This is a genomic window from Mesobacillus subterraneus, from assembly GCF_023715485.1.
GTDB classification, from domain to species: Bacteria; Bacillota; Bacilli; order Bacillales; family Cytobacillaceae; genus Mesobacillus; species Mesobacillus subterraneus_B.
On the sequence record NZ_JAMBOF010000021.1, the window covers coordinates 49,011 to 63,968 of the forward strand.

Genomic DNA, 14,958 nt, shown 5'->3' on the forward strand with positions numbered 1-14,958 from the left:
GGGAATTTCGGTGTGGTGCAAAACCAGCCGGGGTTTCGACGTTTTGAAGGAGGGTATATTTGATGATCGAAATAGAAAAACCAAAAATCGAAACGGTTGAGATCAGCGATGATGCCAAGTACGGCAAGTTTGTCGTAGAACCGCTTGAGCGTGGATATGGTACAACTTTGGGTAACTCCTTACGTCGTATCCTATTATCCTCACTCCCAGGTGCAGCTGTTACATCGATTCAAATCGATGGAGTACTTCATGAGTTCTCAACAATTGAAGGCGTCGTAGAAGATGTTACATCAATCATTTTAAACGTTAAGAAATTAGCGTTGAAAATCTACTCTGATGAAGAGAAGACACTCGAAATCGATTTACAGGGCGAAGGTCCAGTTGCTGCATCTGCAATCACGCATGACAGTGATGTTGAAATTCTTAATCCGAATCTTCACATTGCGACTCTTTCTAGCAAAGGATCATTGCGTATGCGTTTGACTGCTCGCAGAGGCCGTGGTTACACACCTGCTGATCAAAACAAGCGGGAAGACCAGCCGATCGGTGTCATTCCAATCGACTCAATCTATACACCGGTTTCACGTGTATCTTATCAAGTAGAAAACACTCGCGTAGGGCAAATGACGAATTATGACAAGCTGGTATTCGATGTTTGGACAGATGGCAGCACAGGTCCTAAGGAAGCAATTGCACTAGGCTCAAAAATCCTGACTGAGCATCTGAACATTTTTGTCGGCCTGACTGACGAAGCTCAAAATGCTGAGATCATGGTTGAAAAAGAAGAAGATCAAAAAGAAAAAGTTCTGGAAATGACAATTGAAGAACTTGACCTTTCTGTTCGTTCATATAACTGCTTAAAGCGTGCTGGTATCAACACTGTCCAGGAGCTTGCTCACAAGACAGAGGAAGATATGATGAAAGTACGTAACCTTGGCAGAAAATCATTAGAAGAAGTAAAAGCAAAACTAGAAGAGCTAGGCTTAGGCTTACGTAAAGATGACTAGTTAATTGCAGATTAACTAGGCATTTTGCTGTCAGTCTCAACGAAATGCCGGCTTATGACTTCAACAAAGGAGGGAAACACTCATGGGATACAGAAAGTTAGGACGCACAAGTGCCCAGCGTAAAGCAATGCTCCGTGACTTAACAACAGATTTGATTATCAATGAGCGTATTGAAACTACTGAAACACGTGCGAAAGAACTTCGTTCAGTTGTTGAAAAAATGATTACTCTTGGAAAGCGCGGAGATCTTCATGCTCGCCGTCAAGCTTCTGCTTGGGTTCGCAATGAAGTTGCAAACGCTGAAACTAACCAAGATGCAGTTCAAAAATTATTCGCTGACATCGCTCCACGCTATGCTGAGCGCCAAGGTGGATACACTCGTATTATGAAACTTGGACCACGCCGCGGCGACGGTGCGCCAATGGTAATTATCGAGTTAGTTTAATATCTTTAAACACTCGGGCAAGGGCGATGGACAGTTTATACAAACTTGTTTCATCCCCTTTTTTTCTTACACCAATGGCAAAAAAATGAATAGAGCAGCACAAGCCAAAACGAGCGTTATGATGAGCAGGCTTTTAAAGAAGGAAAGTTCACTGGCCTTTAGAAGTCCGGTTACTTCAGGACTTATTCCCTTGTCCTGAATCGGTGATCGACCACTCCTTCACCGGAGCTTTTCTGCCTGTCTCGTCTAGCTCATGCACTTCTCCCCAGTCCGTTCAAGGACACAGTAATTTGCGGATCGTTTCCGCTCGGGGAGAGGTGCAGGCTTTTTTTATATGGAGAGATTTTTTCTGGTATCCAAAAAAACAGTCTCGACAATATATAGAGCAGAGCGAGAAAAGAAGAGTTGAGAGGAGGATGGAGATGAGCAAGCCCCTTGTGAGCATCGAAAATGTGTCATTTAGTTATGAAGGGCAGCAGGATCCTGCCTTGAATAATATCAGTTTTGATATATATGAAGGTGAATGGCTGGCGATAGTTGGCCATAATGGTTCGGGCAAGTCAACACTGGCCAAATTGTTAAACGGGCTGCAATTTCCTCAGGAAGGTACAATCTCAGTATGTGGGATTACTCTCTCAGAGGAGACAGTCTGGGATATAAGAAAAAATGTTGGAATGGTTTTTCAAAATCCTGATAACCAATTCGTTGGGACAACGGTTCAGGATGATGTGGCTTTTGGTCTGGAAAATCACGGAGTGCCAAGAGAAATCATGGTCGATCGCGTGCAGACTTCACTTGATAAAGTCAAAATGGGAACCTTTCTAAATCAAGAGCCGCACCATCTGTCTGGCGGCCAAAAACAGCGGGTCGCGATTGCAGGCGTCCTTGCCTTGCAGCCGTCGATCATCATATTGGATGAAGCAACGTCGATGCTCGATCCGCGCGGCCGTGCAGAAGTTATCGAAACAGTAAGGGAACTAAAAACACGTGAGAACATTACGGTCATCTCCATTACACATGACCTTGAGGAAGCTGCGAAGGCGGACAGGATCATCGTTATGAATAAAGGGAAGCTTTACCGTGAAGGTACTCCTGAAGAAATTTTTGAAATGGACGAAGAGCTGATTAAACTGGGACTGGATATCCCCTTCCCGGTTAAAATGAGCAAAAAGCTGCGTCAAAAAGGAATTGGACTAACAAAATCTTATTTAACAGAAGAAGAGCTGGTGACTGAACTATGGACATCTCACTCAAAAATGTAGAATATCGTTACCAGGCTGATTCTCCGTTCGAGCGCCTTGCCATTTCCGATGTATCGATTGACATTCCTTCAGGAACCTATCTGGCGATCATTGGCCACACCGGTTCCGGAAAATCAACCGTGCTACAGCATTTAAATGCTCTTTTAAAGCCAACGAGAGGTTCTGTGGTAATCGGAAGCAGAGAAATCAGGGCTAAGCGGAAGGAAAAGAATCTAAAGGGTGTCCGAGAAAAGGTAGGCATTGTCTTTCAGTTCCCGGAACACCAGTTATTTGAAGAGACCGTCGAAAAAGATATCATGTTTGGACCGATGAATTTCGGAGTCTCAGAGAAGGAAGCGAAGGCAAGAGCAAGGGCCGCGATTAATTTAGTTGGATTGTCTGAAGAGATCCTTGAGAAATCGCCTTTCGATTTGTCCGGCGGGCAGATGCGCCGCGTGGCAATTGCCGGGGTATTGGCGATGGAGCCAGAGGTCATTGTTCTGGACGAGCCGACTGCAGGATTGGATCCGCGTGGACGAAAAGAAATTATGGATTTATTTTATAGTCTTCATAAACAGAAAAACCTTTCAACGGTTCTCGTGACCCATAGCATGGAGGACGCAGCGCGCTATGCGGACGAGATTGTCGTCATGCATCAAGGCAAAGTTTTTACAAAAGGAACGCCTGAACTGATTTTCTCCAATCCGCAGGCATTGATCGAATTGGGCCTAGATGTTCCGGAAGTGGTAGGGTTGCAGTTGAGGATTGAAGAATCCTTCAAAACGAAATTCAAGAAAATCAGTCTTTCTGAGGATGAACTCGCTGAAATGGTTGCTGAGTTTTTGGAAGGGGGCGGATTGAAATGATGGAGAAAATGATCTTTGGCCGCTATGTGCCAGGAGATTCAATCCTGCATCGGATGGACCCCCGCTCCAAGCTTATTATTGTCTTCCTGTTTGTCTGTGTCGTTTTTATCGCCAATAATGCATGGACATATGGAATTTTAGCGGCTTATACATTTATCATGGTCGGGATGTCAAAAATCTCTCCAAGATTCCTGTACGGGGGGTTGAAACCGATTTTCCTTCTGGTTGTCTTTACTTTCCTGCTCCATATCTTCATGACAAAAGAAGGCGACATAGTATTTGAATTAGGCTGGCTGAAAATTTATGAGGGAGGAATCAGGCAGGGTATATTTATTTCATTGCGTTTTTTCCTGCTGATTCTCATTACTTCTCTATTAACATTGACGACGACTCCGATCGAAATTACCGACGGTCTGGAAACGTTGTTAAATCCATTAAAGAAGGTTAATTTTCCCGTTCACGAGCTGGCGCTGATGATGTCCATATCTTTGAGGTTCATTCCGACGCTCATGCAAGAAACGGATAAGATCATGAAGGCACAAACTGCCAGAGGGGTAGAATATAACAGCGGTCCCATCAAAGAACGGATCAAAGCAATCGTGCCATTATTGATCCCGCTGTTCATCAGCTCGTTCAAGCGGGCAGAGGAGCTGGCTGTCGCAATGGAGGCAAGAGGCTATAAGGGCGGCGAAGGACGCACAAAATACCGACAGCTGACATGGGGCATGGCTGATACAGGCATGATTCTATTTTTGGCTGCAGTCACGATTCTATTAATTGTTTTAAGAGGGTAATGAAATGCCGCGATTAAAATGTATCGTTTCATATGATGGCACTCAGTTTTCCGGTTACCAGGTCCAGCCTGGAAAGCGGACGGTGCAGGGTGAAATTGAAAAGACTCTGACGAAGCTTAATAAGGGCGAGCATATCAGGGTGAGTGCATCGGGCCGAACAGACGCGGGAGTCCATGCCCGCGGGCAGGTTATCCATTTTGACACATCGCTCGAAATAGAGCCTGCCAGGTGGCAAATTGCCCTGAATTCATTGCTTCCTGCCGACATTGCCGTCAGCTCAGCGGAAATTGTCCAACAGGAATTCCATGCCCGCTTTGATGCGTCAGGGAAGGAATATCGGTACTTTCTGCTGCTATCCAAGCATCGAGACCCTTTCCAGCGGAATTATGCGTACCAATATCCTCTAGAGCTCAATTATGATGCAATGAGGGAAGCCAGCAAGCAACTGCTCGGCACGCATGACTTTACCAGTTTTTGCTCCGCGAAAACGGAAGTGGAAGACCGCGTCAGGACATTGAAGGAAATAGATTTTTACGAAGAGAATGGCATGCTTGTATTCAGGTTTGTCGGCAATGGGTTTCTATACAATATGGTTAGAATCCTCGTAGGCACGCTTCTAGAGGTCGGGAATGGCAGGAGAGCAGCAGGTACGATGCAAGGGCTCCTGGAAAGTAAGGATCGCACACTCGCCGGAAAGACAGCCCCTGGTCATGGATTGTACCTTTGGAAGGTTTTCTATGATGAGGATTGAATATCAAATAGGAAATTAATTTTAAAAAAACATTATGACAACTAATCCTGGTGTTGACAATCTCTCAACCACAGGTTAATATATCATATGTATGTATTTTAAACCCACGATCAGCCCCGGAAGAGCTTTATCGTGTTTGAAAATATACTCACAAATGAACTTGATTTTTTTTTGACTATTTAGGAGGGAAACTCATGCGTACAACGTTTATGGCAAATGCCAACAATATCGAGCGTAAATGGTACGTAGTTGACGCTGCAGGCAAGACTCTAGGTCGCCTTTCAACTGAAGTTGCAGCTATTCTACGTGGTAAACATAAACCAACTTTCACACCACATGTTGACACTGGTGATCATGTTATCATCATCAACGCTTCTCAGATCGAACTTACAGGTAAGAAATTGACTGACAAAATCTACTACCGCCACACAATGCACCCAGGTGGATTGAAGCAAAGAACAGCTCTTGAAATGCGTACTAACTACGCTGAAAAGATGCTTGAACTTGCAATCAAAGGTATGCTTCCAAAGAACTCTCTTGGACGCCAAATGTTTAGAAAGCTTCATGTATATGCTGGAAACGAGCATCCACATCAAGCACAACAACCTGAAGTTTACGAACTTCGCGGATAATAATTAAGGAGGTAATTAACTTGGCACAGGTTCAATATATCGGTACCGGTCGTCGTAAGAGCTCCGTTGCACGAGTTCGTTTAGTACCAGGCACTGGAAAAATTACAATCAACGATCGTGAAATTGAAAACTATATCCCATTCGCAGCATTACGTGAAGTAGTTAAGCAGCCACTTGTGGCTACTGAAACTGTAGGAAGCTACGATATCCTTGTAAACGTAAATGGCGGTGGATACACTGGTCAAGCTGGCGCAATCCGCCACGGTATCGCTCGTGCGTTACTTCAAGCTGACCCAGAATTCCGTCCAACACTTAAGCGTGCAGGACTACTGACTCGTGACGCTCGTATGAAAGAACGTAAGAAATACGGTCTTAAAGGCGCTCGTCGTGCACCTCAGTTCTCAAAGCGTTAATTTTTGGCGCTTCGGAAAGACTCTCAACCTTTGGTTGGGGGTCTTTTTTTGTGGGAATTGCAAACTGGAAAAAACACGAAGAATTTCCAGTTCGCCAATAAACTTTGATTTTCGCCAATAAGTGTGTGGATATCGCCAATAAAAAGTTTTTATCGCCAATAAATTTTGAAAATCGCCAATAAAAATTTCTCATGCCTGAAAAAGGCCTGAAAATAAACATAATGATTGAGGAATTAGGCGAAATCAATTAAAAAGACGGAGGAAATCAGTAGATACCTCCGTCTTCATGCTTTAATCTTCGTATCCCTGCATGGATTCCATATGGCTAGCAATCATCGCAATGATCGTGGAAGCTTCTTCTTTCGTGAAAATAAAGTTTGTTTCGTCTTTGATTATTTCATCATCCTCAGTCCATATACGGTTTATGCGGCGCAGTACTCCGTCTCCTGTTTCCTGTACAAGTCCAAACTGGTACGTCACTTCTACTTCATCTTCTTTCAAGAAAGCTGTGACCTCTGGAGTTTCCCACTCCACATCTATTACTTCAAAGATATCGTCCTCGTCTGCAAATTCAGCCACATAGAGTTCTTGTTCTTCATCTTCATCCATTTCATTTATATCGCCATCTTCATAGGTATCCACGTATAATGTGTCATCATCATCCGCTGCATAAATGACATCGAGATCTTCATTGTCATCATTTATGTAGTCGTGGAAACCCTCGTGAACAGCATCGACAATATCGTCTATATCAGAAAGAATGACTCTTGCAGGCTGCCCTAGCTCATCGTCGATTTTTTCAGTATAGAATTCTTCATTATGAGGGTCAAAAAATAGTGTATAGAAATATTCTCTTTCACCGTCTTCATAGTCCACAAAAAATTCGATTCTTGGATGCTTTGATCCTCTTTCAACCGCCAGTTGGCCTTCCTGATCGTATTTTTCACAAATGGACTCAAGATGGTCCTGCAACTCCCCAACCACGCGGTCAAACCATTCCATTGACATACAAATCCACCCCTTCGTCATTATTCTGGATTAGTTTGCCCTGCTAGATATAAAACCTTGAAGGCAGAATTAGTAAATTATAAGGAGTGAATGATTAGTTGGTAGGGCACTAGGCGATATGGCTTTGTATGGGGATTAAAAAGTGGAAGGGAAAGTGGAAGGCTATTGCATTGCCCCAAAAATGTAGTAAGCCCCAAATAGAGAAGAGGATTATTAAAAAGCAAAGACCGCCTGCACCCAGGCGGTCCAACTTCTACATGCCAAGCATCTTCTCAGCCAGATCAGGAAAATCAATAAAGGGATTGCGGTTTCCTTGCAGATCCTGGATAGCCTTATTTCGATGCTGTTCATACACAGTAACCGGATGCATGTTATGCCACCCGAGCAATAGCTTGAAATCCATCTGATCCTCCAAATTGATCAAATCCAAATATCTTAGTGCAAAATAGAACACAGCTCTTGCGACGCAGCCCTTTCCATATTCGGGTTCGAATTTCTCCTCCTCTGCCATCCCGCAGCCTGTCCTGATTCCAGCGGCAATGATCTCTGGTTCATAGGATGGAAAATCGAAATAAGGGTAATTGCTTCTCATGCTATTGCATCCAGGCTCGCAGGCAAAGAGATGATGAAGATCCCCGCGCATTGGTTCGACCCCATCAAACCAGGACTGTGGCACCACATGCTCCGTGTTGAAAATGACCTGTATACCAATACCTCCTTCTTCTAATGATTGTAAAAGCCGCAAATCCTCCTCCATCACCTTGACTGGATCAAGGTCTTGTCCTGAATACAAACTTTTTAATTGCAGATTCTCCTGCAGGTCCACCCATGGATATACATAAGCATGGGGGGAGTACCTCAATGGAGTCGTATGTGTTTTTACCAGTAATGAATGCAGCTCCTCTGGTGCAAATACAGCTCCGCAGTAATATTCATTCCGCTTTTTAGCATCAAGCTCAGCATCGTAATACTGTTTATTCTCGATGTTATGAAGATAAATTGCACTGGCTGAAGGGTTTAGGATCATACGGCATCCATGACCATGGTTTTAAAGTTATGGTTGAAGATTTCTGCTAAATGCTCAGGGACTGTCAGGTATACAAGGCCGTTTCCTTCAAGCTTTGGTGAATTGCCAAGAGGAACGGTCCGCTTAATCAATTGAGCGTATAACTCCGGTTCTGAAAGCACCCTATCAAAATGCAAATTGGAATAGGTTTTAATCAATGCCAGTGCGCCAGAGACATGCGGGGCTGCCATGGATGTTCCGCTCAATGTAGCATATTTTCCATTCAAGTAAGTGGAAGTAATGCCTTCTCCGGGTGCCACTAAATCTATTTCATTATGTGAATTGGTAAATTCAGAAGAGCCTCTTTCAAGGTTAATGGCACCAACGCTGATGACTTCGTTATAAGCTCCAGGGTAGGCGAATTCATTGGTGGAGTCATCGCCATCACCTTCATTGCCTGCGGCACAAACGACAAGTATATTGTTATTAACAGCGGTTTTAATGGCTTCGTGCAGCTCAGGTACATCGGCTGGGCCGCCAAGGGACATCGATATAATATCCGCTTTTTGCTCAATAGCATAATGGATACCTTTGATGATCCAATCATATTTACCAGAGCCAGCCTTGTTCAGCACTTTCACAATCAATAATCCTGCTTCCGGTGCAACACCGATGACACCCGCCTCATTTTCCTGAGCTGCAATCGTGCCTGCCACATGGGTGCCATGCCCATTATAGTCAGTATAAATATCAGGATTGCTGCGATCATCATCAGTAAAGTTCCTGCCGCCAATAATTCGGTCCTTTAAATCAGGGTGAGCAGTCTCGCAGCCTGTATCCAGTACAGCAACCTTGATGCCTTTTCCTTTTGTTTCATGCCAAAGCTTTGGCGCCTGGATTAACTCAACGCCTTTTGGAATCTCTTTAATTTCCTCATTCTCCTCGACCAATCGGTAAGGAATAACACGAACTTCTTGCTCCATTTCTTTCCCTCCTTAGAGATAAAATTGAAGCCGGTTCTAGTTGTATTAATTATTTTAACAATTCAGAATATTACACAACAGTACCGATAGTTGTGTTCTTTAAAAGGTTTGATAGCAAGAAAATAACCAAATTTGGGTATTTCATCCTAATTACAAATAATCCGTCTGTAAATTTTTATACAGTAAACGTCTGAGAAAACTGGAAACGGAAACGTCCTTCAATGCTGTATTACACCCTCAAGTAGGTTGAACACTACTTCCTAAGGGGTGAGAATACTTTGAACATCGTAACGACATTTATAGATAAACGAAAACAGCAACAGGTCAAATATGAGCGATCCATGCTCCGTGAATTATCAATTAATATCCTGCAGAACAGGGTGAAACAATATTTTGGCGCTTCAAGGCTGACGTCCAGTCTGGTAATGAATTCAGGAATAGAGGAAGCTTGCTACGATGTGGCAATTGAGGCATATTTGCTGGGAGCGAAATTTGGCCGTTTCGGTTATTTCGGCGAACCTATTGAGGCGGTTAAGCCGCGCTGTGAAAAAGAGGAGAGGCACTTGATCGATACACTGTATAACTTTTTCCTTTTCTGGGGGAAGGGGGAAGAGGGCACAGGATCGGAGGAGCTTTACTACCTATGCGAGCAGTATGTCGAAAGCTGGTGGCGAGAGGGATTCATGAAAGGTGAAAAGAAATACAAGCTAAGGCTCCACTAGCAGCTCTGCTCAAGTTCTAAACCATTGACCTGTCCCATATAGTTTATTATCACGGACTAGCTGGGAAGGATGGTTAAGAAGATGCGAAAAAAAATTAAAATGCTTTTATTTGCAGCCGGCCTGGCCGTGCTGTTTCTCATAGTGCAATATGATTTTACTGAAAACGATTCATGGGAATCATGGAACCTTCCGCTCTCCGGGAAAATCATCTATCTTGATCCGGGACATGGTGGTGTCGATCCGGGCGCAGGAGAAGATGATCCATTTGAAAAAGAGATTGCTTTGAATGTATCCCTCAAATTGCGGGATTACCTCCAGCAGCAGGGAGCGCTTGTCATCATGACGCGTGAGACAGATGTTGACCTCGCGGATAAAGGCTTAAAAGGTTACAGCAAAAGGAAGGTCCAGGATTTGAAAAGACGCCTGGAGTTGATTAATGAATCAGAAGCAGACCTTTTCGCGACCATCCATTTGAACGCGATTCCTTCTTCGAGATGGAAAGGTGCACAAACCTTCTATGCAACGAATTTCAAAGAAAATAAACGTGCTGCCAAACTGATTCAGGATGAATTGCGCCGGAATCTGGAGAACACAGACCGCCAAGCCAAAGCGGCGAACAGTATTTATCTTCTAAAACATACGAATAAACCTGGAGTTCTAATAGAAATCGGCTTTTTATCCAATCCAGAGGAAGAAGCAAACCTGAAACAGGATGCCTATCAGGAAAAAGTTGCGGCCTCCATTTATGAAGGAATGCTTCGTTATTTTACAGGAGAACAAAAATTCTGGGATAAATAAAGGAGGGTCATCGATCCTTCTTTTTCTTATAAGTAAGGGTGCCAATGAAGTCATAGAACGACTTCACCGGCGCTCTCCAGTGCTAGTAGGGGCTGACCAAGGCGCTTACGCTTTTCTTTTAGAAATGTGTGATAGGTTTAACACTTAGTAATTTTACCAATGTGGTATACTGTCAATGGAGTTAAAAATAACAGAGGAGGGTGTCATTATGTTATCTGAAGCTAAGGTGCGCGAACTTTTAAAAGACCTTAAGGAACCATTTTTACATAAAACACTCGAAGAAATAAATGCGATCGAAGAAATCAAGATCAAAGAAGAGAAGAATCATGTAAGCGTTAAAATTGCGATTGCCAAAACTGGCACTGCTGAACAGCTTCAGCTGCAAACACAAATCGTGAACACCCTAAAAGAAGCAGGAGCAGCCTCTGTAGGACTAAGATTCTCGGAACTGCCTGCTGAAGTCCTTTCAAAATTCCAAACAGCGGCACCTGAAGAGGAAGGCCTGCTTTCTCCAAATAGCAAAACGACGTTTATCGCGATTGCGAGCGGCAAAGGCGGCGTCGGCAAGTCCACTGTTTCCGTGAACCTTGCAGTTTCGCTTGCCCGACTAGGCAAAAAAGTGGGACTAGTTGATGCTGATATCTATGGTTTCAGTGTTCCTGACATGATGGGAATCACAAAGCGCCCAGTCGTAAGGGGAGAAAGAATCATACCGGTTGAAAGACATGGAGTCAAGGTCATCTCGATGGGATTCTTTGTGGAAGACAACGCACCGATCATCTGGCGCGGTCCGATGCTCGGTAAAATGCTGAACAGCTTCTTTAACGAAGTCGAATGGGGAGAACTTGATTATCTATTGCTTGATTTGCCTCCAGGCACAGGAGACGTAGCATTGGATGTACACACCATGCTCCCTTCATGTAAAGAAATCATCGTCACCACTCCGCATCCGACTGCGGCATTTGTTGCTGCGCGTGCTGGGGCAATGGCACTAAGGACTGAACACGAAATTCTTGGAGTCATTGAAAATATGTCTTACTTTGAAAGTAAGCTGACTGAGGAAAGGGAATACGTCTTTGGTCAGGGCGGCGGAGAAAAATTAGCTGATGAGCTTAATACAAAGCTCTTAGGCAAATTGCCATTAGGCCAGCCAACCTGGAATGAAGAGGACTTTGCTCCATCCATTTATCAGGAAGATGATCAAATTGGCGCAATTTATACAAACATTGCCCAAGAAGTCGTCCAAATGCTTGAAAAATAAAAGAAGAGCCTCTCCCGTTTAATAATGGGAGAGGCTTTTTGCATGCAGTGCATATTCGGAAGGGGGTTATTGTCCTCCAGAACCGCTGCCGCCAGAGGCTCCTCCGCCACCGCCTGATTGACCTCCGCCATCTTCTTGGCCGCCTTCAGGCTTCTGAGTCGGAATTTCCTCAGCTGCTTTTACAATCAAAGCCTGCAGCTTAGCTTTGAAAAGCGGGCTCTCAAAGGTTTCGGTCATCACCTTTTGCAAATGTTCGCGATACTCTTTGCTTTTTAGGAGTGTGGTGAGTTCTTTTTCCAACTCTGGGTCCTTCATTGTCTCTATCATCATGCCTTTATATTCTGGATCCTTCATCAGGTTTTTTAACAACTGCTCATTTTCCTTCTTCATGCTTTTTGCGACGCTCTCAGCAAACTTCGGATCTTCGAAGGATTTTTTCCAGAAATCCATGCCTTTGTCTGACGTAAGTGTTTTCTCGATTGTATCAGTCACGACCGGCTGGTCCATTATTAATTTTTCTTTCATGCCATCGTCGCCCATAACTTCCTGGATTGCTTTTTTGCCATCATCTGTCTTCAGGATGTCGACAACCATCTTCTTTGTTTCTTCATAATCTACCTGCCCCCCGCCTGACTCGGTTGGAGCACAGCCGGCAGCTAAAAGTAAAAAGGTTGCGGGGAGTACAAATTTCATCATCTTATTCATTTTTCAATCCCCTTTCACATAGGCAGCCCTAATTTTAGAATGAGTAATAAGACAAATTATTATGCACGACACGGGCACCTAGATTTTTCTTACCTGCATTGGTACAATCAATTAGTGCAGATTATTAATGTTTTGGGGGAAAAGATCGTGACAAGCCGTAATTGGGTCAACCTATTCCTAACCACACTGGTTGTTGGTGCCGTGACTACAGCCGTTGTTGGTTTTATTGTCCGTTGGAATGAATTCGCGCATCTCTTAAGTGATTTTAATTTTATTGAATTCCTTTCAATTTTAGTATGGCTTATGGGTGTGGGACTTATTTTTAGTATTCTTAGCCAAATGGGTTTCTTTGCTTATTTGACTGTCCACCGCTTTGGGCTCGGTATATTCAAATCAGCAGCTCTTTGGAATGCAGTTCAGCTCATCCTGATCGCTTTTGTTCTCTTTGACCTGGTGTATCTTCGTTATAATGCATTTGCAGATAGCGGCGAAGGCATTCTGCCATATTTGGGCCTTGCGGCGATTGTATTGATCGTGGGTCTGATCACAGCGTATATAAAAGTAAAACAAACGAATAAAGAAGCTTTTATACCAGCCCTGTTTTTCATGGTAGTCGTAACGGTGCTTGAGTGGGTCCCGGTCTTGAGGGTAAATGAACATAGCTGGCTATATCTGATGTTGTTCCCGCTGTTAGTGAGCAATGCCTATCAGCTGCTTGTCCTCCACAAGCTAAACCAGAAATCGTTAGAGGAACGCAAAGCACTTCAGGAGAAGAATAAGGATAATAAAAAAGCACAAAAAAAACCGTCCAACGCGTAATTGGACGGTTATTTTATTTCGGATGATTTTGAGTCTCCGTTTGCAATCATCTCAGACACGGTGACCATTTTTAGATTCTTTGATCGGATATCTTTCAAAACAAGGGGCAATGCTTCTGCTGTTTGTTTCGCTGAATCAGAGGCATGCATTAACAGGATGTCTCCTTTTTTTGCTTTTGCCGCATTTTCAGCAATTACGGAAGTTCCAGGATTAGTCCAGTCCTTGGTATCAAGACTCCAGTGAACGACGGTATAGCCAAGTCGCTCTGCTATTTTCAAGGTGCGCTGATCGAAATGTCCAGTAGGGGCCCTGAGCAAGTCAATATTTTTCACGTTTAGCTTTTTAAATGCTTCCTGTGCCTTCATGATGTCGCGCCTGATTTTGTCCTCCTCAAGATCGGTGTAATCTTTATAGTCGTAACCGAGCATGCCAATCTCATAACCCTCTTTCACCATTCTGCTAACGAGGTCAGGATGCCTCTCAGCCCAGGATCCAGATAAAAAGAAGGTGACCGCTCCTGCCTTTTCTTTCTTTAGGACATCCAGGATCGGTTCGGCTTTTTCGTCCCCCCAGCCAATATTAAAAGTGAGGGCCAAGTCTTTTTCCCCTTTATAAATGGCTTTCGGTCCATCCTTGGCAGAAAAAGCGGGGATTTGGACCATATTTTCTGTGAAGAAGAACCATGCTGTAAAAAAAGCGGCAATCACGACGACAAACATCGTTTTAATCGACTTAGCATTTAACACAAAAAAGAAATTCATTTTCTCACCACCTCGTCCAATGCACTCCTTGTCTAATTTTTATTCGGATTTTAAAAAGTTATGATAAAAATGAGATTATAAAAATCATAAAAAAAGATAAGACTACAATCACTATGAGAAAAATGAACAGGAGTGTATGTATGCTTGGTGTTCTGATCAACGAAAAAGAATTAAAAGAACTTGAATACTTGATTAAACGGGAAATGGATGAAATTCTTTTTGACTTGAAAGATGATCGAATAGACCATGTAGTGAAGAGATCAATGAAAGAAAGATACCAGATACTCTTTTCGCTGTTCAAAAGGGTGGCTTCACCAAAGGAATGCCTAAAATATATGCCTGCGAAGAAAAGCATCTATAAAGGGTGAATACATACTGTATAATTTTTTTATAAATATGGTTGACGCACATATATTATCCTGTTATATTAATAAACGTCGCTGCTGACTTGATTGGTAAATCAATTGAACAGCGGTGAAAATAATAAAAAATGTGGTTGACATTGAGTTGGTCGCATGATATATTATGAAAGTCGCTTCTGGGCGGCCAAGCATTAAATTGCTCTTTGAAAACTAAACAAACAAGCGTCAACAAACAATTAATTATCATGGCTTCTATCATAGAAGATCATGAGCCAACGTTTTAACTTATGAGCTAACTCATAACTCTTTATTGGAGAGTTTGATCCTGGCTCAGGACGAACGCTGGCGGCGTGCCTAATACATGCAAGTCGAGCGGATCTTCAT

18 protein-coding genes and 1 rRNA gene are annotated in these 14,958 nt (G+C 43.3%); 14 read left to right on the forward strand and 5 right to left on the reverse strand.

The features are described 5' to 3' along the window. The first annotated feature begins 62 nt into the window (after window positions 1–62). From M3204_RS21115 to rpsI, 8 genes are all read left to right on the forward strand, one after another. On the forward strand, window positions 63–1,007 hold the full coding sequence (locus M3204_RS21115; protein ID WP_251487431.1) for a DNA-directed RNA polymerase subunit alpha: 945 nt from the start codon (window positions 63–65) through the stop codon (window positions 1,005–1,007). A gap of 82 nt (window positions 1,008–1,089) precedes the next feature. Further along, a complete protein-coding gene (gene rplQ, locus M3204_RS21120; protein ID WP_041966509.1) occupies window positions 1,090–1,452 on the forward strand; it encodes a 50S ribosomal protein L17 in 363 nt (120 codons plus the stop codon). Between the two features lie 422 nt (window positions 1,453–1,874). Continuing rightward, window positions 1,875–2,714 (forward strand): energy-coupling factor ABC transporter ATP-binding protein, encoded by an 840-nt coding sequence (locus M3204_RS21125; protein WP_251487434.1) that lies wholly within the window; start codon window positions 1,875–1,877, stop codon window positions 2,712–2,714. Continuing rightward, window positions 2,690–3,559 (forward strand): energy-coupling factor ABC transporter ATP-binding protein, encoded by an 870-nt coding sequence (locus tag M3204_RS21130; protein ID WP_251487437.1) that lies wholly within the window; start codon window positions 2,690–2,692, stop codon window positions 3,557–3,559. The genes M3204_RS21125 and M3204_RS21130 overlap by 25 nt, the downstream gene beginning before the upstream one ends. After that, a complete protein-coding gene (locus M3204_RS21135) occupies window positions 3,556–4,353 on the forward strand; it encodes an energy-coupling factor transporter transmembrane component T family protein (protein WP_251487440.1) in 798 nt (265 codons plus the stop codon). The genes M3204_RS21130 and M3204_RS21135 overlap by 4 nt, the downstream gene beginning before the upstream one ends. Before the next feature lie 4 nt (window positions 4,354–4,357). After that, window positions 4,358–5,104, forward strand: coding sequence for a tRNA pseudouridine(38-40) synthase TruA (gene truA, locus M3204_RS21140; protein ID WP_251487443.1), 747 nt, complete (start codon window positions 4,358–4,360; stop codon window positions 5,102–5,104). Between the two features lie 194 nt (window positions 5,105–5,298). Continuing rightward, a complete protein-coding gene (gene rplM, locus M3204_RS21145; RefSeq protein WP_251487446.1) occupies window positions 5,299–5,736 on the forward strand; it encodes a 50S ribosomal protein L13 in 438 nt (145 codons plus the stop codon). Window positions 5,737–5,756: 20 nt separating this feature from the next. After that, complete coding sequence (rpsI, locus tag M3204_RS21150; protein WP_125482115.1) at window positions 5,757–6,149, forward strand: 30S ribosomal protein S9; 393 nt, start codon at window positions 5,757–5,759, stop codon at window positions 6,147–6,149. 291 nt (window positions 6,150–6,440) lie between these two features. Here rpsI and M3204_RS21155 read toward each other — a convergent pair whose 3' ends face one another. The 3 genes from M3204_RS21155 to M3204_RS21165 all read right to left on the reverse strand — a co-directional run bounded on the left by M3204_RS21155 (window position 6,441) and on the right by M3204_RS21165 (window position 9,146). Then, complete coding sequence (locus M3204_RS21155) at window positions 6,441–7,157, reverse strand: hypothetical protein (protein ID WP_251487450.1); 717 nt, start codon at window positions 7,155–7,157, stop codon at window positions 6,441–6,443. Window positions 7,158–7,410: 253 nt separating this feature from the next. After that, window positions 7,411–8,184, reverse strand: a complete 774-nt coding sequence (locus M3204_RS21160; protein WP_251487453.1) for an endonuclease I family protein — start codon at window positions 8,182–8,184, stop codon at window positions 7,411–7,413. Continuing rightward, window positions 8,181–9,146, reverse strand: coding sequence for a S8 family peptidase (locus tag M3204_RS21165; RefSeq protein WP_251487456.1), 966 nt, complete (start codon window positions 9,144–9,146; stop codon window positions 8,181–8,183). Before M3204_RS21165 ends, M3204_RS21160 begins: the two co-directional genes overlap by 4 nt. 278 nt (window positions 9,147–9,424) lie before the next feature. Between M3204_RS21165 and M3204_RS21170 the strand changes: the two genes are divergently transcribed. From M3204_RS21170 to M3204_RS21180, 3 genes are all read left to right on the forward strand, one after another. Next, entirely contained in the window at window positions 9,425–9,868 is a 444-nt protein-coding gene (locus M3204_RS21170; protein ID WP_251487457.1) for a YbaK family protein, read from the forward strand. Between the two features lie 81 nt (window positions 9,869–9,949). Beyond that, the gene (cwlD, locus tag M3204_RS21175) at window positions 9,950–10,666 is read left to right on the forward strand and encodes an N-acetylmuramoyl-L-alanine amidase CwlD (protein WP_251487460.1); all 717 of its coding nucleotides are present in this window, start codon (window positions 9,950–9,952) and stop codon (window positions 10,664–10,666) included. A gap of 208 nt (window positions 10,667–10,874) precedes the next feature. Further along, window positions 10,875–11,927, forward strand: a complete 1,053-nt coding sequence (locus M3204_RS21180; RefSeq protein ID WP_251487461.1) for an Mrp/NBP35 family ATP-binding protein — start codon at window positions 10,875–10,877, stop codon at window positions 11,925–11,927. Between the two features lie 66 nt (window positions 11,928–11,993). Here the strand turns inward: M3204_RS21180 and gerD are convergent, their stop codons facing one another. Further along, window positions 11,994–12,632, reverse strand: coding sequence for a spore germination lipoprotein GerD (gene gerD, locus M3204_RS21185; protein WP_435367740.1), 639 nt, complete (start codon window positions 12,630–12,632; stop codon window positions 11,994–11,996). A 147-nt stretch (window positions 12,633–12,779) separates the two neighbouring features. On the opposite strand from gerD, the gene M3204_RS21190 reads away from it, so the two are divergent. After that, window positions 12,780–13,451, forward strand: coding sequence for a KinB-signaling pathway activation protein (locus M3204_RS21190; RefSeq protein WP_251487462.1), 672 nt, complete (start codon window positions 12,780–12,782; stop codon window positions 13,449–13,451). 8 nt (window positions 13,452–13,459) lie between these two features. Here M3204_RS21190 and pdaB read toward each other — a convergent pair whose 3' ends face one another. Then, on the reverse strand, window positions 13,460–14,212 hold the full coding sequence (gene pdaB, locus M3204_RS21195) for a polysaccharide deacetylase family sporulation protein PdaB (protein WP_251487463.1): 753 nt from the start codon (window positions 14,210–14,212) through the stop codon (window positions 13,460–13,462). Between the two features lie 140 nt (window positions 14,213–14,352). Here pdaB and M3204_RS21200 point away from each other — a divergent pair, with 140 nt between their 5' ends. Further along, on the forward strand, window positions 14,353–14,580 hold the full coding sequence (locus M3204_RS21200; protein WP_226606580.1) for a hypothetical protein: 228 nt from the start codon (window positions 14,353–14,355) through the stop codon (window positions 14,578–14,580). A 301-nt stretch (window positions 14,581–14,881) separates the two neighbouring features. Continuing rightward, a 16S ribosomal RNA gene (locus tag M3204_RS21205) occupies window positions 14,882–14,958 on the forward strand; the annotation flags it as partial.

Bases quoted from the DNA above. Each gene is read 5' to 3' on its own strand.
- M3204_RS21115 (WP_251487431.1), top strand. From the start codon at position 63: ATGATCGAAATAGAAAAACCAAAAATCGAAACGGTTGAGATCAGCGAT.
- rplQ (WP_041966509.1), top strand. From the start codon at position 1,090: ATGGGATACAGAAAGTTAGGACGCACAAGTGCCCAGCGTAAAGCAATG.
- M3204_RS21125 (WP_251487434.1), top strand. From the start codon at position 1,875: ATGAGCAAGCCCCTTGTGAGCATCGAAAATGTGTCATTTAGTTATGAA.
- M3204_RS21130 (WP_251487437.1), top strand. From the start codon at position 2,690: ATGGACATCTCACTCAAAAATGTAGAATATCGTTACCAGGCTGATTCT.
- M3204_RS21135 (WP_251487440.1), top strand. From the start codon at position 3,556: ATGATGGAGAAAATGATCTTTGGCCGCTATGTGCCAGGAGATTCAATC.
- truA (WP_251487443.1), top strand. From the start codon at position 4,358: ATGCCGCGATTAAAATGTATCGTTTCATATGATGGCACTCAGTTTTCC.
- rplM (WP_251487446.1), top strand. From the start codon at position 5,299: ATGCGTACAACGTTTATGGCAAATGCCAACAATATCGAGCGTAAATGG.
- M3204_RS21155 (WP_251487450.1), bottom strand. From the start codon at position 7,157: ATGTCAATGGAATGGTTTGACCGCGTGGTTGGGGAGTTGCAGGACCAT.
- M3204_RS21160 (WP_251487453.1), bottom strand. From the start codon at position 8,184: ATGATCCTAAACCCTTCAGCCAGTGCAATTTATCTTCATAACATCGAG.
- M3204_RS21165 (WP_251487456.1), bottom strand. From the start codon at position 9,146: ATGGAGCAAGAAGTTCGTGTTATTCCTTACCGATTGGTCGAGGAGAAT.
- cwlD (WP_251487460.1), top strand. From the start codon at position 9,950: ATGCGAAAAAAAATTAAAATGCTTTTATTTGCAGCCGGCCTGGCCGTG.
- M3204_RS21180 (WP_251487461.1), top strand. From the start codon at position 10,875: ATGTTATCTGAAGCTAAGGTGCGCGAACTTTTAAAAGACCTTAAGGAA.
- gerD (WP_435367740.1), bottom strand. From the start codon at position 12,632: ATGAATAAGATGATGAAATTTGTACTCCCCGCAACCTTTTTACTTTTA.
- pdaB (WP_251487463.1), bottom strand. From the start codon at position 14,212: ATGAATTTCTTTTTTGTGTTAAATGCTAAGTCGATTAAAACGATGTTT.
- M3204_RS21200 (WP_226606580.1), top strand. From the start codon at position 14,353: ATGCTTGGTGTTCTGATCAACGAAAAAGAATTAAAAGAACTTGAATAC.